General features: G+C 70.5%; 22 protein-coding genes and 3 tRNA genes. 5 read left to right on the top strand and 20 right to left on the bottom strand.

What is annotated here, in order from left to right; translation table 11 throughout:
• Nucleotides 1–9 precede the first annotated feature (9 nt).
• From ACXVGS_RS01335 to ACXVGS_RS01280, 12 genes are all read right to left on the bottom strand, one after another.
• Entirely contained in the window at nucleotides 10–837 is an 828-nt protein-coding gene (locus tag ACXVGS_RS01335; RefSeq protein ID WP_458536549.1) for an MlaE family ABC transporter permease, read from the bottom strand.
• An 18-nt stretch (nucleotides 838–855) separates the two neighbouring features.
• Complete coding sequence (locus ACXVGS_RS01330) at nucleotides 856–1,626, bottom strand: MlaE family ABC transporter permease (RefSeq protein WP_141789369.1); 771 nt, start codon at nucleotides 1,624–1,626, stop codon at nucleotides 856–858.
• Nucleotides 1,623–2,618, bottom strand: coding sequence for an ABC transporter ATP-binding protein (locus tag ACXVGS_RS01325; RefSeq protein WP_458532010.1), 996 nt, complete (start codon nucleotides 2,616–2,618; stop codon nucleotides 1,623–1,625). Before ACXVGS_RS01325 ends, ACXVGS_RS01330 begins: the two co-directional genes overlap by 4 nt.
• Nucleotides 2,619–2,940: 322 nt before the next feature.
• Nucleotides 2,941–3,330 carry a 50S ribosomal protein L7/L12 gene (rplL, locus tag ACXVGS_RS01320; RefSeq protein ID WP_141789371.1) on the bottom strand — a complete coding sequence of 130 codons (390 nt, stop codon included), beginning with the start codon at nucleotides 3,328–3,330 and terminating at the stop codon, nucleotides 2,941–2,943.
• Nucleotides 3,331–3,406: 76 nt separating this feature from the next.
• Complete coding sequence (rplJ, locus tag ACXVGS_RS01315; protein WP_458527853.1) at nucleotides 3,407–4,018, bottom strand: 50S ribosomal protein L10; 612 nt, start codon at nucleotides 4,016–4,018, stop codon at nucleotides 3,407–3,409.
• 264 nt (nucleotides 4,019–4,282) lie between these two features.
• Nucleotides 4,283–5,065: a hypothetical protein gene (locus tag ACXVGS_RS01310; RefSeq protein WP_458527852.1), complete on the bottom strand. Its 783-nt coding sequence runs from the start codon at nucleotides 5,063–5,065 to the stop codon at nucleotides 4,283–4,285.
• A 125-nt stretch (nucleotides 5,066–5,190) separates the two neighbouring features.
• The gene (locus ACXVGS_RS01305) at nucleotides 5,191–5,868 is read right to left on the bottom strand and encodes a hypothetical protein (protein ID WP_458533341.1); all 678 of its coding nucleotides are present in this window, start codon (nucleotides 5,866–5,868) and stop codon (nucleotides 5,191–5,193) included.
• Nucleotides 5,869–6,002: 134 nt separating this feature from the next.
• Nucleotides 6,003–6,722, bottom strand: coding sequence for a 50S ribosomal protein L1 (gene rplA, locus ACXVGS_RS01300; protein ID WP_458527850.1), 720 nt, complete (start codon nucleotides 6,720–6,722; stop codon nucleotides 6,003–6,005).
• Nucleotides 6,723–6,874: 152 nt separating this feature from the next.
• Entirely contained in the window at nucleotides 6,875–7,309 is a 435-nt protein-coding gene (rplK, locus tag ACXVGS_RS01295; protein WP_141789377.1) for a 50S ribosomal protein L11, read from the bottom strand.
• A gap of 83 nt (nucleotides 7,310–7,392) precedes the next feature.
• Nucleotides 7,393–8,172 (bottom strand): transcription termination/antitermination protein NusG, encoded by a 780-nt coding sequence (gene nusG, locus ACXVGS_RS01290; RefSeq protein WP_458527849.1) that lies wholly within the window; start codon nucleotides 8,170–8,172, stop codon nucleotides 7,393–7,395.
• Between the two features lie 77 nt (nucleotides 8,173–8,249).
• Nucleotides 8,250–8,513 carry a preprotein translocase subunit SecE gene (gene secE / locus ACXVGS_RS01285; protein ID WP_458532012.1) on the bottom strand — a complete coding sequence of 88 codons (264 nt, stop codon included), beginning with the start codon at nucleotides 8,511–8,513 and terminating at the stop codon, nucleotides 8,250–8,252.
• A gap of 99 nt (nucleotides 8,514–8,612) precedes the next feature.
• Nucleotides 8,613–8,685 (bottom strand) — tRNA-Trp (locus ACXVGS_RS01280).
• 229 nt (nucleotides 8,686–8,914) lie between these two features.
• Between ACXVGS_RS01280 and ACXVGS_RS01275 the strand changes: the two genes are divergently transcribed.
• A complete protein-coding gene (locus tag ACXVGS_RS01275) occupies nucleotides 8,915–10,144 on the top strand; it encodes a pyridoxal phosphate-dependent aminotransferase (RefSeq protein ID WP_458534678.1) in 1,230 nt (409 codons plus the stop codon).
• A gap of 73 nt (nucleotides 10,145–10,217) precedes the next feature.
• On the opposite strand, the gene ACXVGS_RS01270 is transcribed toward ACXVGS_RS01275, so the two are convergent.
• The gene (locus tag ACXVGS_RS01270) at nucleotides 10,218–12,374 is read right to left on the bottom strand and encodes a bifunctional lysylphosphatidylglycerol flippase/synthetase MprF (RefSeq protein ID WP_458536548.1); all 2,157 of its coding nucleotides are present in this window, start codon (nucleotides 12,372–12,374) and stop codon (nucleotides 10,218–10,220) included.
• A gap of 100 nt (nucleotides 12,375–12,474) precedes the next feature.
• Between ACXVGS_RS01270 and ACXVGS_RS01265 the strand changes: the two genes are divergently transcribed.
• The 3 genes from ACXVGS_RS01265 to ACXVGS_RS01255 all read left to right on the top strand — a co-directional run bounded on the left by ACXVGS_RS01265 (nucleotide 12,475) and on the right by ACXVGS_RS01255 (nucleotide 14,474).
• Complete coding sequence (locus ACXVGS_RS01265) at nucleotides 12,475–12,933, top strand: DUF5709 domain-containing protein (protein ID WP_141789380.1); 459 nt, start codon at nucleotides 12,475–12,477, stop codon at nucleotides 12,931–12,933.
• A gap of 63 nt (nucleotides 12,934–12,996) precedes the next feature.
• On the top strand, nucleotides 12,997–14,046 hold the full coding sequence (locus ACXVGS_RS01260; protein ID WP_458527845.1) for an adenosine deaminase: 1,050 nt from the start codon (nucleotides 12,997–12,999) through the stop codon (nucleotides 14,044–14,046).
• A 32-nt stretch (nucleotides 14,047–14,078) separates the two neighbouring features.
• Entirely contained in the window at nucleotides 14,079–14,474 is a 396-nt protein-coding gene (locus tag ACXVGS_RS01255; protein ID WP_458527844.1) for a PPOX class F420-dependent oxidoreductase, read from the top strand.
• Between the two features lie 38 nt (nucleotides 14,475–14,512).
• Here ACXVGS_RS01255 and ACXVGS_RS01250 read toward each other — a convergent pair whose 3' ends face one another.
• The 6 genes from ACXVGS_RS01250 to ACXVGS_RS01225 form a co-directional block, all read right to left on the bottom strand.
• Nucleotides 14,513–15,583 (bottom strand): UDP-N-acetylmuramate dehydrogenase, encoded by a 1,071-nt coding sequence (locus ACXVGS_RS01250; protein ID WP_458536547.1) that lies wholly within the window; start codon nucleotides 15,581–15,583, stop codon nucleotides 14,513–14,515.
• A gap of 4 nt (nucleotides 15,584–15,587) precedes the next feature.
• On the bottom strand, nucleotides 15,588–16,010 hold the full coding sequence (locus ACXVGS_RS01245) for a MaoC/PaaZ C-terminal domain-containing protein (RefSeq protein WP_458527842.1): 423 nt from the start codon (nucleotides 16,008–16,010) through the stop codon (nucleotides 15,588–15,590).
• The gene (locus tag ACXVGS_RS01240) at nucleotides 16,010–16,456 is read right to left on the bottom strand and encodes an FAS1-like dehydratase domain-containing protein (protein WP_458527841.1); all 447 of its coding nucleotides are present in this window, start codon (nucleotides 16,454–16,456) and stop codon (nucleotides 16,010–16,012) included. Before ACXVGS_RS01240 ends, ACXVGS_RS01245 begins: the two co-directional genes overlap by 1 nt.
• 91 nt (nucleotides 16,457–16,547) lie before the next feature.
• A complete protein-coding gene (gene rpmG / locus ACXVGS_RS01235; protein ID WP_141789386.1) occupies nucleotides 16,548–16,718 on the bottom strand; it encodes a 50S ribosomal protein L33 in 171 nt (56 codons plus the stop codon).
• A gap of 112 nt (nucleotides 16,719–16,830) precedes the next feature.
• Nucleotides 16,831–16,907: transfer RNA gene (locus ACXVGS_RS01230), tRNA-Met, on the bottom strand.
• A 56-nt stretch (nucleotides 16,908–16,963) separates the two neighbouring features.
• Nucleotides 16,964–17,036 (bottom strand) — tRNA-Thr (locus tag ACXVGS_RS01225).
• Nucleotides 17,037–17,251: 215 nt separating this feature from the next.
• On the opposite strand from ACXVGS_RS01225, the gene ACXVGS_RS01220 reads away from it, so the two are divergent.
• Nucleotides 17,252–18,358, top strand: coding sequence for a right-handed parallel beta-helix repeat-containing protein (locus tag ACXVGS_RS01220; protein WP_458537462.1), 1,107 nt, complete (start codon nucleotides 17,252–17,254; stop codon nucleotides 18,356–18,358).
• 50 nt (nucleotides 18,359–18,408) lie between these two features.
• On the opposite strand, the gene ACXVGS_RS01215 is transcribed toward ACXVGS_RS01220, so the two are convergent.
• Nucleotides 18,409–18,615: a hypothetical protein gene (locus ACXVGS_RS01215; RefSeq protein WP_458527839.1), complete on the bottom strand. Its 207-nt coding sequence runs from the start codon at nucleotides 18,613–18,615 to the stop codon at nucleotides 18,409–18,411.
• Between the last annotated feature and the right edge of the window lie 79 nt (nucleotides 18,616–18,694).

Genomic DNA, 18,694 nt, shown 5'->3' with positions numbered 1-18,694 from the left:
TCACGTTCGTCAACCCGCTATTCGCACTGTCGTGGTGGCGCCCCAGACGGCCAGGCTGAAGAAGAAGTCCACGATGTTGATCGCCACGATCGAGGTCCGGACCGCCTTGCCGACGGCCACGCCGACCCCCGCGGGACCCCCGGACGCGGTGTAGCCGTAGTAGCAGTGGATCAGGATGATCACGACGGCGAAGACCATCACCTTCACGAACGACCAGAACACGTCCACCGGGGGCAGGAACAGGTGGAAGTAGTGGTCGTAGGTGCCCTTGGACTGGCCGAAGTAGCTGGTGGTGATGAACCGGGTCGCCGCGTAGGAGGAGAGCAGGCCCAGCACGTAGAGCGGAACGCAGGCGACGAACCCGGCGATCATGCGGGTCGTCACGAGGAACGGCAGGCTGGGGATGCCCATGACCTCGAGGGCGTCGACCTCCTCGCTGATGCGCATGGCACCGAGCTGGGCGGTGAAGCCACAGCCGACGGTCGCGGCGAGGGCGAGTCCGGCGACGAGCGGCGCGATCTCACGGGTGTTCAGGTAGGCCGAGATGAAGCCGGTGAAGGCGTCGGTGCCGAGCTGGTTGAGGGACGAGTAGCCCTGCAGGCCGACCTCGGTGCCGGTGAAGAAGGCGAGGAAGGCGATCACGCCGACGGTGCCGCCGATGACCGACAGGGCCCCGGTGCCGAGGCTCACCTCGGCCAGGAGGCGCACGACCTCTTTCTTGTATCGCGTGAGCGTGCGCCCGCTCCACGCCAGCGACCGCACGTAGAAGCGCAGCTGCCCGCCGAGGTCGTCCAGGGCGGCCACCGGCCTGCCCACGATGTCCTGGACCTTGCTCATCGACTCACCTCCTGCCGGTCAGATCTTCTGGGGGACGACTTGGAAGTAGACCGCCGTCGCCACGAAGTTCACGACGAACAGCAACATGAAGGTGATGACGACGCTCTGGTTCACCGCGTCGCCGACACCCTTGGGACCGCCACCGGCGGTCAGCCCCTTGTACGCGGCGACGATCGCGGCGATGGCGCCGAAGATCAGGGCCTTGATCTCGCCGGTCCACAGGTCCGGCAGCTGGGCCAGCGCGGTGAACGAGGCGATGTAGGCACCCGGGGTGCCGCCCTGGATGATCACGTTGAAGAAGTAGCCACCACAGACGCCCACAACCGACACGAGCCCGTTGAGCAGGACCGAGACGAGCATGGCGGCGATGACCCGCGGCACGACGAGGCGCTGGATCGGGCTGATGCCCAGCACCTCCATTGCGTCGATCTCCTCGCGGATCTTGCGCGAGCCCAGGTCGGCGCAGATGGCGGATCCGCCGGCACCGGCGATGAGCAGGGCGGTGACGATCGGCGAGGCCTCCCGGATCACCGCCAGGACGCTGGCTGCACCGGTGTAGGACTGCGCACCCAGCTGGCGGGTGAGCGTGCCGAGCTGGAGGGCGATGACGGCGCCGAACGGGATCGAGACCAGCGCCGTCGGCAGGATGGTCACGCTGGCGATGAACCAGCTCTGCTGGATGAACTCCTTGGTCTGGAACGGGCGTCGCGGCAGCGCCCGGAGCACGTCCAGGGCGAGGGCGAACAACGACCCGCTCTGTCGGAGCGCGCCGGTGACCGGGTTGCTCACGAGATGGCCCGTTCTGGCTCGGCGTGCTCGGTGTGCTGGGAGACACCTGGAACGCCGGCGTTCTTGGACATGAAGGACCCGGGCGGGGGGATCACGCCGTTCTCGCGGCACCACTCCCCGGCGGGCCGCTCGGCGCGCCTCCGGGTGCCGTCACTCGTCTGGAGCTGGAGGGCGATCGGTGGCAGCGGGGGCAGCTCCTGGCCCTGCTCCTGAGCGAGCTCGTCGGCGTCCTTCTCCTCGGACATGCCGATCGGTCCGATCGTCTGGGCGTTGAGGAACTGCCGGACGACCGGCTCCTCGCTGGAGAGCAGCATCTCGCGGGGGCCGAACATGGCGAGGTGCTTGTGGTAGAGCAGGCCGATGTTGTCCGGGACCGTGCGGGCGGTGTTGATGTCGTGGGTGACGATGAGGAACGTGGCGTCGATCTGGGCGTTCAGGTCGATGAACAGCTGGTTGATGTAGGACGTACGCACCGGGTCCAGACCGGAGTCCGGCTCGTCGATGAGCAGGATCTCGGGGTCGAGCACCAGGGCCCGCGCGAGCCCGGCCCGCTTGCGCATCCCACCGGAGATCTCGCCGGGGAGCTTGCCCTCGGCGCCCGCCAGTCCGACGAGCTCCATCTTCTCGGTGACGATCCGCTTGATCTCGGACTCGTTCTTCTTCGTGTGCTCGCGCAGAGGGAAGGCGACGTTGTCGTAGAGGTTCATCGACCCGAACAGCGCGCCGTCCTGGAACAGCACGCCGAAGAGCTTGCGGACCTCGTAGAGGTCGTGCTCGCGCAGCCGGGTGAGGTCCCTGTCGTTGATCCAGATGGAGCCGGCATCGGGCTTGAGCAGACCCACCAGGGTCTTGAGGAACACGGACTTGCCGGTGCCCGACGGGCCGAGCATCACCGAGATCTCGCCCGCCGGCAGCGTCAGCGTGACGTCGTTCCAGATCATCTGGGACCCGAACCTCTTGGTCAGTCCCTCGACCTTGATCTCAACGCCCACTGCCTCACCTCTTCCCGATCGGCACCCAGAGGCATCGCCCTGTGAGCGGGTCGACACGTTAACGACGCAGCGCGGAGCAAGTTACGCGCGAGTAGCGCCAGGCAGCGACCGCCGCGCCCCTGGGTCAAGGCTGGAGTGTTTCGGATTTCTCGCAACATGAAAAGGGGCAAATCGTATGGCCGAGATCACCGTGCCCCACCCGTAACTCAGGCACCACACAACGGACGCCCAGAGAGCCCGGACACGACAACGGCGGGACAGACCAGATGGTCTGTCCCGCCGTTGTTCAGCGAGGCCCCGGCAGTGTGGTGCCGGGATCAGCTCACTTGAGGGTGACGGTGGCGCCAGCGCCCTCGAGGGCAGCCTTGGCCTTGTCCGCGGCCTCCTTGTTGACCTTCTCCAGGATCGGCTTCGGGGCGCCGTCGACCAGGTCCTTGGCCTCCTTCAGGCCGAGGTTGGTGAGGGCGCGCACCTCCTTGATGACCTGGATCTTCTTGTCGCCCGCGGCGTCGAGGATGACGTCGAACTCGTCCTTCTCCTCGGCAGCGGCCTCGCCGCCGGCGCCGCCGGCCGCGGGGGCGGCCGCAACGGCGACCGGGGCAGCGGCGGTCACGCCGAAGGTGTCCTCGAACTGCTTCACGAACTCGGAGAGCTCGATCAGCGTCATCTCCTTGAAAGCCTCGAGCAGCTCGTCAGTGCTGAGCTTCGCCATGATGGCGTTCCTTCCTGTTAATGCCGTGAGTGGCGTTGGTTGTTGTTGGAGCGTGGGCTCGGGTGTTGACCCGTGCTCAGCTCTCGTCGCCACCCGCGGCGACGTCTTCGGTGCTGGCCTCGACGGCCTCGTCCGCAGCGGCCTCGGCCGGAGCCTCGGCAGCGACGGGGCCCTCCGCCTCGACCTTCGCGCGCAGGGCGTCGACCACACGGGCCGTCTGCGACAAAGGAGCGGCGAAGAGGTAGACAGCCTTGCTGAGCGAGGCGTTCATGGCGCCAGCCAGCTTGGCCAGGAGAACCTCGCGGGACTCGAGGTCCGCGAGCTTCTTGATCTCGTCAGCGGTCAGCGGCTTGCCGTCAAGCACGCCGCCCTTGATGACGAGGAGGGGGTTGGCCTTGGCGAAGTCACGCAGGCCCTTGGCCGCCTCCACCGGGTCACCGGTGATGAAGGCGATCGCCGAGGGGCCCGTGAGCTGGCCGTCGAAAGCCGTGACACCGGCTTCCTTGGCAGCGATCTGGGTCAGCGTGTTCTTCACCACGGCGTAGCTGGCGTGCTCACGCAGGGAGCTTCGCAGCTGGGTCAGCTGCGACACGGTCAGGCCGCGGTACTCCGTCAGCACGGCCGCACCCGAGCTGCGGAACTTGTCCGTCAGCTCGGCGATGGCTGCCGACTTCTCGGGCTTTGCCATGCGGGGCCTCCTTCCGGGTGAATGCCGGCGAAGTCACCCCAGACACGAGAAAAGCCCCCAGCGCAGGACGCGGGGGCTCCGGGCACATCAGGACGAGCCTGTATGCCGTTCACGTGCGTGGCCTGCGCTGGTCGCCCGCTCTGCTGCGGAACCTTCGGTCTTCGCGCTGACGCACGAGGACAACCGGCGGTCTTTGGTCAGGTGCCAGAGTACGGGCCGGTGGCTGCCCGGGTCAAAACGGGCGGCCACCGGCCCGGCCGGCCGCTACGGCGCGGTCGTGGTCTGGGCCGCCGGCGGCGCCGTGATGGTCACCGGCTCACCGAACCTGGACAGCAGCACGGTCGTGGAGATCGCCTGGCCCTTGGCCGTCATGGTGCTGACCACCTTGTGCGGCCGGTTCTGGACGTCGACCCACATGTCGACCTTGAGGTCCTTGAGGTCGGCGTCGGAGAGCTGGGCGGCCAGCGCCGGCGCCAGGGCCTTCTTGATCTGGGCCGCGGTCGGCGACGACGTGTAGTGCGTGGTGGCCACGCCGTCCACGGTCTCCTGGCCGACGACCTTCTGGTCCGCGACGGCGTAGTTGGAGACCTGCTGCTCGGGCTGCATCTGCTTGATCTGCTCGAACAGCGGCGCCAGCTGCTTGGAGAGCATGTCCGTGCCGCCCTCCTTGGCCACGACCCACTTGCCGCCGACGGGAAGGGCCGCGGACTTCAGGTAGATGGCCGGGGACTTCAGGATGAGCTCCATCGGCATCGAGCCAACCTTCATGGTCAGGTGCTCGGCGACGCCGTTCTCCGCGGAGACGTCCCCCTCGCCGGTGAGGCCCTGGGTGCCGCCGGTCGTCACGGTCATCTTGAGGTGCATCGTCTTCGCCCCCTTCATCGCCGTCTGCAGGCGGGGGGTGAACGACGAGGCCTGGACCACGTCGCCGGGCTTGGGTGCGGCGGTCGTCGAGGACGCGCCAGTGGCGGTGCTGCTGCCGCCGCCGGAGCAGCCGGCGACCGCGAACAGTGCCGAGCCGGCGAGAACGGTGAGGAGCTTCTTCATCTCTCATCCCCCTGGCGAGGTCGAGGTGCGTGGACGGCGAGCCGCCGTGAGTGCCAGAGGCAGGCGGGCCGCTGTTCGAGCATAACCACGACGTGCGGCAGCGGTCGCCGGCCGGGGCGGGCGGGTCAGTGACCGCCGGTGGAGGCCGAGGGCTGGGGTGGGAGCCGGGGCGGGTCGGCGACCTCGTCCTGCGCCGGCCGGGTGACGTCGACGTCCTGGCCCCAGCGGGTGTACGTCGTGACCGTGGGCCCCTCCCCCGGCTTCGTGGAGCTGATCCGCGCCGGCAGGCCGTCCTGGTCGATCCAGACCTCGACCGCGACGGAGCCGGTGAGCCGGTCGCGCACCTGCGCCTGGAGCTCGGCGGGCAGGAGCGGGAGCATCGCCGCCGCCTGGATGCTGCCCTTGTAGTGGGTGGTCTGGCGGTCCCCGACCCGCTCGGTGCCGACCGTCATGAACGGCGCCGCGCCGGCATACAGGCGCACCTGGTTGGCCGGGTTGAGCGAGGCGGTGATGACCGCGACCACCGGCGCCATCATCGCCGAGAGCTGGTCGCCGCCCGTGGCCGAGAGCCGCAGCCACTTCCTGCCCGGCTGGGAGGTGTCGGAGATGTAGACCGAGTCACCGAAGACGCGCAGCTCGGTGCTCTCGCCGTTCTGGTCCCCCGAGAACGACAGGCGCGACTTCGCACCGTCGATGACGATGTCCCCGGACCCGGTGCCGGTCGGCCCCTGGCTGGAGAAGTGCACCGCGCGCCGGGACTCGATCCGCTTGACCATGTCGCCGAACAACGGGCCGGCGGCCACGCGCTGACCCGCGGAGTGCTGCGGGACAGGGGGCGAGTCATCGCAGGCCGGCACGCCCAGGGACAGCACCAGGGCGGCAACGACCGAAGCCGCGCCGGGGAGCCCGGCGCGGCTTCGTCGTGTGCGGAGGAAAATCAGGCCTGCGCCTCTTCCTCAGCCAGCAGGTTGCGGGTGCGGTTGGGGTCCAGCGGGATGCCGGGGCCCATCGTCGTGGTCAGCGTCGCCTTCTGGATGTAACGACCCTTGGCCGCGGACGGCTTGAGTCGCAGGATCTCCTCGAGGGCCGCACCGTAGTTCTCCACCAGCTTGGCCTCGTCGAACGAGGACTTGCCGATGATGAAGTGCAGGTTGGCGTGCTTGTCGACGCGGAACTCGATCTTGCCGCCCTTGATGTCGGAGACGGCCTTGGCGACGTCCATGGTCACCGTGCCGGTCTTCGGGTTGGGCATGAGGCCGCGGGGACCGAGGACCTTGCCCAGGCGACCGACCTTGCCCATGAGGTCGGGGGTGGCGACGACGGAGTCGAAGTCGAGCCAGCCGCCGGCGACCTTGTCGAGAAGCTCGTCGGAGCCGACGTAGTCGGCGCCGGCCGCGGTGGCCTGCTCCGCACGCTCGCCGGTGGCGAAGACCAGGACCCGGGCCGTTTTGCCGGTGCCGTGCGGGAGGTTCACGGTGCCACGGACCATCTGGTCGGCCTTGCGCGGGTCGACGCCCAGACGCATGGCAACCTCGACGGTCGCGTCGTACTTGGTGGTGGAGGTGTCCTTGGCCAGGCGCACGGCCTCGAGCGGTGCGTAGAGCTTGCCGGCGTCGATCTTCTCGACGGCGGCGCGGTAGGACTTGCTGCGCTTCACTTCTGCTCCTGTGTGTTTCGTGGTGGTGGTGGAGTCGTGGTCCTCGGGCCAGCGCGTGGCCCTGCCACTGTCGGCCTGCCGGGGCCCACCTCGGGGAGGTGGGCTCACCGGCATACCGGCGGTTCGAGCGGGACGAGCCCGCTCAAGCCTGGTCAGCCCTCGACGGTGATGCCCATGGAGCGGGCGGTGCCGGCGATGATCTTGCTCGCGGCGTCAATGTCGTTGGCGTTGAGGTCTTCCATCTTCTGCTGGGCGATCTCGCGGACCTGGTCAGCGGTGAGCTTGGCGACCTTGGTCTTGTGCGGCTCGCCGGAGCCCTTGGCCACACCGGCGGCCTTCTTGATCAGCTCGGCAGCCGGCGGGGTCTTCGTGACGAAGGTGAAGGACCGGTCCTCGTAGACCGTGATCTCGACCGGGATGACGTTGCCGCGCTGGGACTCCGTCGCAGCGTTGTACGCCTTGACGAACTCCATGATGTTGACACCGTGCTGACCGAGGGCCGGGCCCACGGGCGGCGCGGGCGTGGCAGCACCGGCCTGGATCTGCAGCTTGATGAAGCCGGAGACCTTCTTCTTCTTGGGAGGCATGCTTGGGGGTCCTTTTCTTGTGGTGTGGGCCTACGCCGTGGGCGATGACCCGGTTGCAGCGTCCGCGGACGGACGTCGTCCGGTCAGATCTTGGCGACCTGGTTGAACGACAGCTCGACCGGGGTCTCCCGGCCGAAGATCGAGACCAGCACCTTGAGCTTCTGCGACTCGGCGTTGATCTCGGAGATCGTGGCAGGCAGGGTCTCGAACGGACCCTCCATGACGGTGACGGACTCGCCGACCTCGAAGTCGACGACCTTGATGTCGGCGGTCTTCTTGGCGCCGGCCTTGCCGGGAGCGGCCGCCTCTTCCTTGGTCTCGAGGTTGGGGGCCAGCATGGTGAAGACCTCATCGAGGCTCAGCGGCACCGGCTGGTGGGTGTGGCCGACGAAGCCGGTGACACCCGGGGTGTGGCGCACGGCGCCCCAGCTCTCGTCGGTGAGGTCCATGCGGACCAGGACGTAGCCGGGCATCCGGACGCGACGGACCAGCTTGCGCTGGCCGTTCTTGATCTCGGTGACCTCCTCCATGGGGACCTCCACCTGGAAGATGTAGGGCTCCATGTTGAGGCTGGTCACGCGCGTCTCGAGGTTGGTCTTCACGCGGTTCTCGTAGCCCGCGTAGGAGTGGATGACGTACCAGTCACCCTCCTGGCGACGCAGGGCGTCCTTGAACTCCTTGATCGGGTCGGCCGACTCGGTCGGCTCAGCGGCCTCGGTCGCCTCGGGGGTCTCAGCCGCCTCGGCGGTCTCGGCGACGACGTCGCCGGCCTCCGGCGCAGCCGTCTCCTCGACAGAGGTCTCGACGACGTCGACGTCAGCACCGCTCTCGCGCGGCGCCTCGGAGCTCCACTGGTCGGACACGCTGGTGACCTACTTCCGTAACTCTGGTCTGTCGGCCGCCAAGGGGCGGCCGTGGGCCGGGAACCGGCCGGGACGGGCTAGCTGCCGAACACCCACAGGATCAGCTTGCCGAACCCGAAGTCGAGCACGGACACGTAGAGCATGACCGCGACGACGAACACGATGACGACGCTGGTGTAGGTGAGCAGCTCGTGGCGGGTGGGCCGGACGACCTTGCGCAGCTCGTCGATGATCTGGCTGACGAACAGCCCGACGGCACGGAAAAGACGCGTGACAACGTTGCCGCGCTTGCGGGACGACCCGCCGCGGCGGCCTGAGCCGCGGGTGTCGGCCGTGCTCACGTTCGTCACTGGTCCTCTTCTCGGTTGCTGACCTGTGACCTTCGGCGTCGGCACTCCTGGCTGGGATGCCGACGCCGAACGTCATCGGCATCTACGACGCAGGGCAGGAGGGACTCGAACCCCCAACCGCCGGTTTTGGAGACCGGTGCTCTACCAATTGAGCCACTGCCCTACGGGTGGTATCGGGCATGCGTCAGCATGGTTGTCGTCAACCACCCAAGGGGCGAGCATACGCGAGGGACGGGGCCCAAAGCGAACTCGCGGTGATGCCCGACCATTGTGCCCGACCCGTGGGGGTGGTCTCGACCCCGGGCCACGTTTTTCTTCTGACGCACAGCGACGGGCGACCGGAGCGCGGACGCCATGGCACGGCATACGGCAGGTCTGGGACCATGATGTGCGTGACCGAGTCAGCTGCCCCCACCGTCCCCGCCCGCCGCATCTCCCGGCGCATCGGCGCCATCGCCGAGTCCGCCACGCTCGCCGTCGACGCCAAGGCCAAGGCGCTCAAGGCCGAGGGCCGGCCCGTCATCGGGTTCGGTGCCGGGGAGCCGGACTTCCCGACGCCGGACTACATCGTCGAGGCCGCGGTCGCCGCCGCGCACGACCCCGCGAACCACCGCTACACGCCGGCCGGCGGGCTCCCGGACCTGAAGAAGGCCATCGTCGCCAAGACCGCGCGCGACAGCGGGTATGCCGTGACCCCCGAGCAGGTCCTCGTCACCAACGGCGGCAAGCAGGCCGTCTACAACACCTTCGCCACGCTGCTCGACCCGGGCGACGAGGTGCTGCTGCCGGCGCCGTACTGGACCACCTACCCCGAGGCGATCAAGCTCGCCGGGGGCACGCCGGTCGAGGTGTTCGCCGGCGAGGACCAGGGCTACCTCGTCACCGTCGAGCAGCTCGAGGCCGCACGCACCCCGCAGACCAAGGTGCTGCTGTTCTGCTCTCCCTCCAACCCGACCGGGGCCGTCTACTCCCCCGAGCAGGTCCGCGCGATCGGCGAGTGGGCCCTCGCGCACGGCATCTGGGTCGTCACCGACGAGATCTACGAGCACCTGACCTACGACGGGGTGCGCTCGGCGTCGATGCCGGTGGAGGTGCCCGGCCTGGCCGACACCTGCGTCGTCCTCAACGGGGTCGCCAAGACCTACGCCATGACCGGCTGGCGCGTGGGCTGGATGATCGGGCCCAAGGACGTCGTCAAGGCCGCGACCAACCTGCAGTCCCACGCCACGTCCAACGTGTCCAACGTGTCCCAGCGCGCTGCCATCGCCGCGCTCAACGGCTCGCTGGACGCCGTCGAGGAGATGAAGGTGGCCTTCGACCGGCGCCGCCGCACCATCGTCGACATGCTCAACGAGATCCCCGGTGTCGACTGCCCGACGCCGCAGGGCGCGTTCTACGTCTACCCCTCGGTCAAGGGCGTGCTCGGCAGGACGATCCGGGGCAAGGTGCCGACCACCTCGGTCGAGCTGGCCGAGCTGATCCTCGACGAGGTCGAGGTGGCCGTGGTGCCGGGTGAGGCGTTCGGGCCCAGCGGCTACCTGCGCCTGTCCTACGCGCTCGGGGACGCCGACCTCGCCGAGGGAGTCGGCCGGATCCAGAAGCTGCTCGCCGAGGCGCACTGACGCACCCCTGACCGCGGCCCGTCCCCGAGCAGGGGCGGGCCGCGGTCGCGTCCGGACCCGACCCTTCGCCCGCTCAGTGGCCGCTGCGGGCCAGGGTGACCAGGTCACGCACGCCGGCATCGGGCAGGTAGGCCCGGCTCAGCACCAGGCCGATCCGCGGCAGGGCGGCCTCGTCCGGGAAGACCAGGTAGAGCGGCTCGAAGCGCGGCTGGAACTTGGTCTTGAACGCCTGCAGCGAGCGGAAGCCGTAGTAGGGCTCCAGCGTCTGGCCGAGCCGGTCGAGGAAGGCGTCGAGGGCGTTGCGGTCGGGCCCTGGCTCCTGCGCGACGTCGGACCCGCCTGTCTCGGCGGCGCCGCCCGGCGGCGCGGCGCGGGCCAGCGGGGCGCCGGACAAGGACACCGTGGTGGCGCCTTCCCCGCGGAAGGCCATGCAGGCCGAGGCGATGAGGAACTCCATCGAGTAGCGGAAGCCGCCCGGCAGCCGGCGCATCACGTCCAGGGTCCACCCGACCGGTGCGCCGCCGCCGGGAGCGCAGATCGGCATCCACGACGTCAGCCCGTGGACGGTGGAGTCGGCGTCGACGGCCAGGCCGACGCGCACCTGCGGGTCGAGTGCCTCGTCCACCCCGCCGAGGGTGAACCCCATCTCGGGCAGGCCCTTGTCCTCGACCCACTCGCTGGAGATCGCCTTGACCTGCAGCTGCAGGCCGCGGGGCTGCTCGGACAGCGGACCGACACGGAACGTGATGCCCAGTTTCGCCGCCTGGTTGAGCGCCGTGCGCACGTCCTGCCACGCCTTGCCGGTGAACTCCAGGCGGGGCAGGTCGATCACGGCCTCCTCGGCGACCTGCAGGGCGTGCCACCCGTGGGCGAGCGCATGCCGGGCGGTCTCGGCGGTCACGGTGAACAGGCAGGGCACCAGCCCGGCCGCGTGGGCGGTGTCCGCGAACGCGCCGAGCAGCTGCTCCCGGTCGGCCTCACGCGCCGCGACCGGGTCGCACAGGCCGAGGGCCACCCCGGCGTGCACCCGGTAGGCGACGTAGCCGGTGCTGCGCTGGTCGGTGAACCAGCGGTTCTCCGGCCAGGTGGTCATCCAGGCCAGCCGGTTGACCGTGCCCTCGTGCTGCAGCAGCTCGGTCGCGGCCGCGCGCTGGTCCTCGTGGGCCGGGGACAGCAGGCTGCCGGCGGTCCGACGGGCCCGGCGCCGGGACGGGTTGCGGAAGGCGCGCCGGCCGACGACGAGGGCGGCCAGGCCGATCCCGTTGCCGAGCAGCTCGTACAGCCCGGCCGGCCACCCGGGCAGGTGCCTGACGGCCAGGTAGACCAGGCCGGCGACCTGCGCCAGCATCGCCAGCCCCACCAGTGCGACCGCCCAGCGCCAGGCCACGCGACGGCCCTTGTACAGGCTGCGCGCCAGCCAGAGCCAGAGCACCGCCTGGATCGAGGCGCCCAGCAGCGTGTCGGCGTTGGCCAGCTCCTCGTGCTTCTGCTGCACCGACAACGTGGCGAACAACGGACCACCCCCGGGCGCCACGGCGGTGACCAGCCCCTCCACGGCGGCGAGCACGAACAGCCCCGAGGCCAGCAGCCGGTAGTCACGACGCGTGAGCTGGCGCCAGGCCAGGTGCGGGCGGCGGCCGAGCAGGACCGGACCGAGCGCGAGGCCGAAGAGGACTGCCAGCGTGTGCTCGACGTCGAACAGCGCGCCGACGTGCGCCAGCGACACCAGCGGGTATGCCGCGAGCAGGACCCGCACCCGCCCTCGCCACGGCGGGCGCAGGGTCGCGGTCGCCGCAGCCGCGGCACCGAGGAAACCGGCCGACATACCGGCGTCGGTCTGCCGCGCCAGCCCGTCCGCGTAGCCGTAGCCGTGGCCGCGGGCGAGGGCCAGCAGGCCGGCGGTGCCGAGGACCCCCACCAGGTGGGAGGCGACCAGGGCGGTGGCGTAGCGACCCGTGCCGAGCCGGACCTCGGCGAAGCCGCCCAGGGCGAGCAGGCCCACGAGGATGGGCAGGTACTGGACCGGCTCGAGGGCGAGGACGGCACCTGTCACCGGGGTCCACCAGCGGCCCTGCCCCAGGGACGGCAGGCCGAAGGCGAGGTCGGCGCGCAGCGGACGTCCCGCGAGCGGGCTCCACAGGCTGCCGGTGACGACGCCGACGACCAGCGCGACCACGGCCAGCGCGACCGTGAGGGGCGCCTGACGCAACAACGCACCCGTGCGGGCCATCCCCCATCCTTGGTGCGCGGGAGGCCTGTGTCCCACCAGCAGATGGGTGATGGGTCCTCGGTCCCTCGCGGGGCGGCGGGTGGCGTGGCAGGCTCGGTGCATGAGCGACAACGAGTCCTACGACGAGTACAGCGTCGACGACGAGACCCAGCTGCAGCCGGGTGACACGCTCGACGACCGGTACCGCGGCGTGGAGGACATCCTCGACGAGGGCTGGTCACCGCCGGAGCGGCCCCGGGGCGTCAACGCCTTCGGGACGACCGCCTCGGAGCAGCACCAGGGCGAGAGCCTCGAGCAGCGCATGCGTCAGGAGGAGCCGGACCCGTCAGCCGCCTTCGACGACCCGCTCGAGGACCGCGAGGAGGATCCGGACGCCCCGCGCGAGGAGGACGAGTTCCTCGACGACGGCGAGGTGGGCGACCGCCGCGCCGGCCGGCTGGTCGACCCGGACGAGGGCGTCCACGAGGACGAGGAGTCCGAGCTGTGGGGCGGCGACGTCGGCATCGACGGTGCCGGCGCCTCGGCCGAGGAGGCCGCGATGCACGTGGTCGAGGAGTGAGCGGCACCGCGGGCTGACCGATCCCGGGGGTGGCCACCAGCCGGGGCTGACACACTGTCGCGCATGCATCGACCGGTCGACCGGCTCCCGAAAGCGCACCTGCACCTGCACTTCACCGGGTCGATGCGCCTGTCCACGCTGCTGGAGCTGGCCGCCAAGCACGGCATCTCGCTGCCCGAGGCGCTGACCTCGGGCTGGCCGCCCCGGCTGCGCGCCACGGACGAGCGGGGCTGGTTCCGCTTCCAGCGGCTCTACGACATGGCCCGGGCCTGCGTGCGTGACGAGGCGGACATGCGCCGGATCGTGCGCGAGGCCGGCGAGGACGACGCTGCCGAGGGCTCGCGGTGGCTGGAGATCCAGGTCGACCCGACCTCCTACGCCGTGCACCTCGGCGGGATCACCCCGACGCTGGAGATCGTGCTCGACGAGGCGGCCAAGACCTCGGCCGAGACGGGCACGGCGGTGGCCGTCGTCGTCGCGGCCAGCCGCATCCGGCACCCCCTCGACGCCCGCACCCTGGCCCGGCTGGCTGCGCGGTATGCCGGGGACGGGGCGGGCACGGTGGTCGGCTTCGGGCTGAGCAACGACGAGCGGCGTGGGGTGACCGCGGAGTTCGCCCCGGCGTTCGCCATCGCGCGCCGTGCCGGGCTGGCGTCGGTGCCGCACGGCGGGGAGCTCCTGGGCGCATCCGCGGTGGCCGAGACGCTGGACACCCTGCGGCCCGACCGGATCGGGCACGGGGTGCAGAGCGTGCAGGACCCCGCGGTGCTCGAGCGGGTCGCCGAGGGCGGCACGACCCTCGAGGTGTGCCCCGGCAGCAACGTGGCGCTCGGCGTCTACACCGAGGACTCGGCGGTGCCGCTGCGGGAGCTGGTCTCGGCCGGGGTGCAGGTCGCGCTGGGGGCCGACGACCCGCTGCTGTTCGGCTCGCGGCTGGCCGCGCAGTACGAGACCGCGCGGGAGGTGCACGGGTTCACTGACGCCGAGCTGGCCGAGCTGGCCCGCGGGTCGATCCGGGGGTCGCGCGCGCCCGCCGGTACGAAGGCGGCCCTGCTCGTCGACGTCGACACGTGGCTGGCTTCCTCGCCACTGACGGACGCTCCGCGCCCTTGACGTCAAGCGCAGTTGACCTCCCACGATGAGGCATGACCTTCACCCCTGAGGAGCTGGCCTACCTGGCCTCGCAGCGGCTCGGCCGGCTGGCCACCATGGCGCCCGGCGGCGACCTGCAGAACAGCCCCGTGTCGTTCCACGTCAACGCGGACGGGACCATCGACATCCCCGGCCGGCGGATGGGGGCGAGCCGCAAGTTCCGCAACGTGCAGACCCACCCGCAGGTCGCCTTCGTCGTCGACGACATCGCCTCGGTCACTCCCTGGGTGGTGCGATGCCTGGAGATCCGGGGCGAGGCGGAGGCGCTCACCGACGTCGACCCGCCGGCGCCATACTTCTCCCGCGAGGTCATCCGCATCCGGCCCCGCAGGGTGATCAGCTTCGGGATCGCTGACGGTGCGGCCCCGGCCGCGCGCAACGTCGGCTGACCGGCACGAGCCGGTATTCCGGGTTGCCGGGTTGCCGGCTAGAGGGTGAGCCCGACCAGGACGGGCTCGTTGACGAGCGTGACGCCGAAGGCTTCCTGCACCCCGTCGCGCACCTCGCGCGCCAGCGCCAGGACGTCCGCAGCCTTGGCGCCACCGCGGTTGGTCAGGGCCAGGGTGTGCTTGGTCGACAGCGCCGCGGGTCCGGGCAGCCCGTAGCCCTTGGTGAAACCGGCCTTGTCGATGAGCCACGCGGCGCTGGTCTTGACCATGCCGTCCGGCGCGGGGAACTCCGGCGGCGGTGCCTCGGCACCGAGGCGGGCCTGCGCGCGGTCCTGCAGCGCGGCATACGCCTGGGGCGACAGGACCGGGTTGGTGAAGAACGACCCGCAGCTCCACGTGTCGTGGTCGGCGGGGTCGAGGACCATGCCGCGACGGCGACGCTGCTCGAGCACGGCCGCGCGCGCGTCGGCGAGCGGCACCCGCTCCCCCTCCGCGACGCCGAGGCCCTGCGCCAGCGCGGCGTAGCCGACCGGCTCGGACAGCGTGCCGATGCGCAGCTGGAACACCACGTCGAGGACGACGTAGCGGGAGGTCGCCTTGAACAGGCTGTGGCGGTAGGTGAAGGCGCAGTCGGCGTTGGCGAAGGTGCGCACCTGCTCTTCCCGGCGGTCCCAGACCCGCACCTGGGCGATGGTCTGGGCGACCTCCTGGCCGTAGGCGCCGACGTTCTGGATCGGGGTGGCGCCGGCGCAGCCGGGGATGCCGGACAGCGCCTCGACGCCGGCCCAGCCCTCGGCGACCGCGCGGACGACGACGTCGTCCCAGACCTCGCCGGCGGCCACGCGCACGGTCGCGCCACCGCACTGGTCGGCGGACTCGACGGTGATGCCGGAGGTGGCCACCCGCACCACGGTGCCGGCGAAGCCCTCGTCGGCGATGAGCAGGTTGGACCCCCCGGAGACGACCAGCAGGGGCTCGTCGGCGTCGTCGACCTCACGGACCGCGTCGACCAGCTCGTCGGTCGTGGTCACGGTCACCAGCCGGGCTGCGGGACCGCCCACCCGCATGGTGGTCAGGCCGGCCAGCGGGGCGTCGTGCTCCTCGCGCATGCGGTCAGTCCAGGGCGACGACGGCCAGGGCCCGACCCAGGACCTTGTCGCCGTTACAGGTCGCGGTCAGCTCGACGGTGGCCCGCTTGGCCTCCTCGTCGACCGACTTCACCACGCCGGTGACCTCGACGTCGGCGCCGGTGTCGTGGGGCACGGCGACCGGCCGGGTGAAGCGCACGCCGTAGTCGACGACCCGGCCGGCGTCACCGACCCAGTCGCTGACGACGTTGACGGCGGCGGCCATGGTGAACATGCCGTGGGCGATGACGTCGGGCAGCCCGACCGACGTGGCGAAGCGCTCGTCCCAGTGGATCGGGTTGCGGTCCAGCGACGCCCCGGCGTACTGCACAAGGGTGGCCCGGGTGATGTGGACGGTGCGGCCGGGCAGCTCCTGGCCTGCCTGGACGTCGGCGACGGACAGGGCCATCACTCGCCTCCCCGGATCACGATGGTCGAGGTGGCGGTGCAGACGCGCTCCCCCTCGGTGGTGGACAGCTCCGTGCGGGTGGTGACCATGGCGTGGCCGCCGGCCTCGCGGACGGTGTCGACGTGCAGCTCCCCGACGATCTCGTCGCCCGCGGTGATCGGCCGGTGGTGGGCGAACTTCTGCTCGCCGTGCACGACCCGGCTGAAGTCGATGCCCGCCTCGGGGTCGACGATGAGCTGCTTGTCGCACTGCTGGGCGATGAGCACGGCGAACGTCGGCGGGGCGATGACGTCGCGGTAGCCGCGCGCCCGCGCCTCCTCGGCGTCGGTGTGCACGGGGTCGACCGCGCCCACCGCCTCGGCGAACTCCCGGATCTTCTCCCGGCCCACGGCGTACGGGGCGGTGGCCGGGTAGGTGCGCCCGGCGAAACTCGCGTTCACGGCCATGGCGACCACCCTAGGGGAGCACGCTCGGGCACGAAAAACGGCCGCCCCCGCAGCGCGTGCGGGGGCGGCCGGTATGCCGTGTGGCGTGACCTCAGCGGGTCTCGCGGTGCTGCGTGTGCTTGCCGCAGCGGGGGCAGAACTTCGCCAGCTCCAGACGGTCAGGGTCGTTGCGGCGGTTCTTCTTGGTGATGTAGTTGCGCTCCTTGCAGTCCACGCACGCCATCGTGATCTTGGGGCGGACGTCGGTGCTCTTGCTGGCCACGGGGCAACCTGCTCTCGAAACTCACGGAAGAACTACGGGTAGGGCGCGTGCGCAGCGAGCGCGCAACGACGCACCAGAGTACGCGATCCCGAGCTAGATCCCGAAATCACGCTGGTAGCGGGGGCGGGACTTGAACCCGCGACACCACGATTATGAGCCGTGTGCTCTGACCACCTGAGCTACCCCGCCAGGGGTTCCGGTGACCCGGTCGGCCGCCCCGAGGGACGGCCGCCGGACCCGGACTGAGCCCCAATAGGGAATCGAACCCTAGACCTTTTCCTTACCATGGAAACGCTCTGCCGACTGAGCTATTGGGGCAAGTCGAACGGCTGTCGCCGCCCGGCTTTGCGTCGCCGAGAGTACACGTTCCCGGCCCCGGACCTGAAATCGGCGCCCCCGCGGCGGTGTCACCCCTTCGGACGGTCCCGACGTAGCGGGCGATGCCCCCTTTGGTGGAGCGCGCCACGGAGTCACGGGCATAGACCGGAACCGGCCACTCGGCCACACATCGACTCCATCGTGAAGGGGGAGCCATGCGCCATCGGTATCGCGTGACCCTGGTCGCAGGGGTCACGGCCATTGCCTCCGCGCTGCTCGCCGCGCCCGCCCGGGCCGGCAGCAGCGACCACCACACGTGGACCGTCCACCCCGGCACCGGCACCATCGCCGCAGCCGTGGCCAAGGCCCACGACGGGGACACCTTGCTGCTCAAGGCAGGCACGTTCCACGACAGCGTCACCATCACCAAGTCGCTGACGATCCGCGGCGCAGGCTGGGACAAGACCATCGTGCGGCCGCCCTCCAGCAAAGCCGGCTGCACCGTCATGGGCGGGGTCCACGGGCTCTGCCTGTTCGGCGCCACGGACTCCAAGTTCAACCCGATCTTCTCCGACCGGCTCGAGGACGCCTCGGTGTCCGACATGCGCTTCACCGGGTTCTCCGGGATCGGCGTGGTCGGCTTCAACACCGACCACCTGTCAGTGACCCACGTCCGGTCGGACCACAACGGCCAGTACGGCATCGCCCGGTTCGCGTCCATCCACTCGGTGTTCGCCCATGACTCGGCGTCGTGGGACGGCGAGGCCGGGCTCTACCTGGGTGACTCCCCCAAGGGGGACAGCGTGGTTCGGGACAGCTGGAGCGACCACAGCAACTTCGGCATCTTCCTGCGCGACAGCACCGGGCTCACCGCCCGCGACAACCACGTCTGGGGCAACTGCGTCGGCGTGATGGCTCTCAACACCGGCGGCCAGGCGCCGTACGACATCCCGGCCGGTGACTACCGCATCACCGGCAACACCGTCTGGGCCAACGACAAGGCGTGCCCGGCCGGCGAGGACGGCCCGGCGCTCTCGGGCCTCGGCATCCTGCTGGCGGGGGTGCACGACAGCGTGGTCCGCGACAACACCGTCAACAACAACAAGCCGGGCGGCCCGACCCTGGGCTCGGGCGGGATCGCGATCGTCTCGACGAAGTCGATGCACGGCACGGACCCGACGAACAACACCGTCGCCGGCAACGACGCCCACCACAACGTCCCGGCCGACATCGTCTGGGACAAGACCGGCTCGGGCAACGTCGTCCGCGGCAACGACTGCGGCAAGGCCCTCCCCGACAACCTGGGCTGGTGCCACCAGTAACGGCGCCCGCCTGACCGCCCCCTGACCCCGCCGGGATCCCACCGGCGGGGTCAGCCTGCCGGGATGTCCTCCGGCTCCATCTCGTCGGCGTAGCGCACCTCCGAGACTTTCCACTCCTGCTGCAGGGCCGTGATGTCGGCCCGCGTGGTGATGTCGCGAACTGCCCTCGTGGGGTCGGACGCCTCGGCCGGCGGCACCAGCGCGGCCTGCCAGTGACCGTGCTCCGGGACGGGGCTCACCGCGATGTAGAGGTCCATGTGGGCGACGGTATCCCGTAGCCGGCGGTTGCCACCGCCCCCGCGCCGCCCTCGGGAAACGGTTGACCTTCAAGCAACC

Source organism: Oryzihumus sp. (assembly GCF_054325275.1).
This window is presented reverse-complemented; position numbering and strand designations above follow the sequence as displayed.

Excerpts from the sequence above, each read along its gene's own strand:
- ACXVGS_RS01245 (WP_458527842.1), bottom strand. The coding sequence starts at position 16,010 with ATGGCCCTGTCCGTCGCCGACGTCCAGGCAGGCCAGGAGCTGCCCGGC.
- ACXVGS_RS01220 (WP_458537462.1), top strand. The coding sequence starts at position 17,252 with ATGCGCCATCGGTATCGCGTGACCCTGGTCGCAGGGGTCACGGCCATT.
- ACXVGS_RS01255 (WP_458527844.1), top strand. The coding sequence starts at position 14,079 with ATGACCTTCACCCCTGAGGAGCTGGCCTACCTGGCCTCGCAGCGGCTC.
- ACXVGS_RS01215 (WP_458527839.1), bottom strand. The coding sequence starts at position 18,615 with ATGGACCTCTACATCGCGGTGAGCCCCGTCCCGGAGCACGGTCACTGG.
- ACXVGS_RS01335 (WP_458536549.1), bottom strand. The coding sequence starts at position 837 with ATGAGCAAGGTCCAGGACATCGTGGGCAGGCCGGTGGCCGCCCTGGAC.
- rplJ (WP_458527853.1), bottom strand. The coding sequence starts at position 4,018 with ATGGCAAAGCCCGAGAAGTCGGCAGCCATCGCCGAGCTGACGGACAAG.
- ACXVGS_RS01310 (WP_458527852.1), bottom strand. The coding sequence starts at position 5,065 with ATGAAGAAGCTCCTCACCGTTCTCGCCGGCTCGGCACTGTTCGCGGTC.
- ACXVGS_RS01240 (WP_458527841.1), bottom strand. The coding sequence starts at position 16,456 with ATGGCCGTGAACGCGAGTTTCGCCGGGCGCACCTACCCGGCCACCGCC.
- ACXVGS_RS01260 (WP_458527845.1), top strand. The coding sequence starts at position 12,997 with ATGCATCGACCGGTCGACCGGCTCCCGAAAGCGCACCTGCACCTGCAC.
- ACXVGS_RS01270 (WP_458536548.1), bottom strand. The coding sequence starts at position 12,374 with ATGGCCCGCACGGGTGCGTTGTTGCGTCAGGCGCCCCTCACGGTCGCG.
- rplK (WP_141789377.1), bottom strand. The coding sequence starts at position 7,309 with ATGCCTCCCAAGAAGAAGAAGGTCTCCGGCTTCATCAAGCTGCAGATC.
- ACXVGS_RS01265 (WP_141789380.1), top strand. The coding sequence starts at position 12,475 with ATGAGCGACAACGAGTCCTACGACGAGTACAGCGTCGACGACGAGACC.
- ACXVGS_RS01250 (WP_458536547.1), bottom strand. The coding sequence starts at position 15,583 with ATGCGCGAGGAGCACGACGCCCCGCTGGCCGGCCTGACCACCATGCGG.
- rplL (WP_141789371.1), bottom strand. The coding sequence starts at position 3,330 with ATGGCGAAGCTCAGCACTGACGAGCTGCTCGAGGCTTTCAAGGAGATG.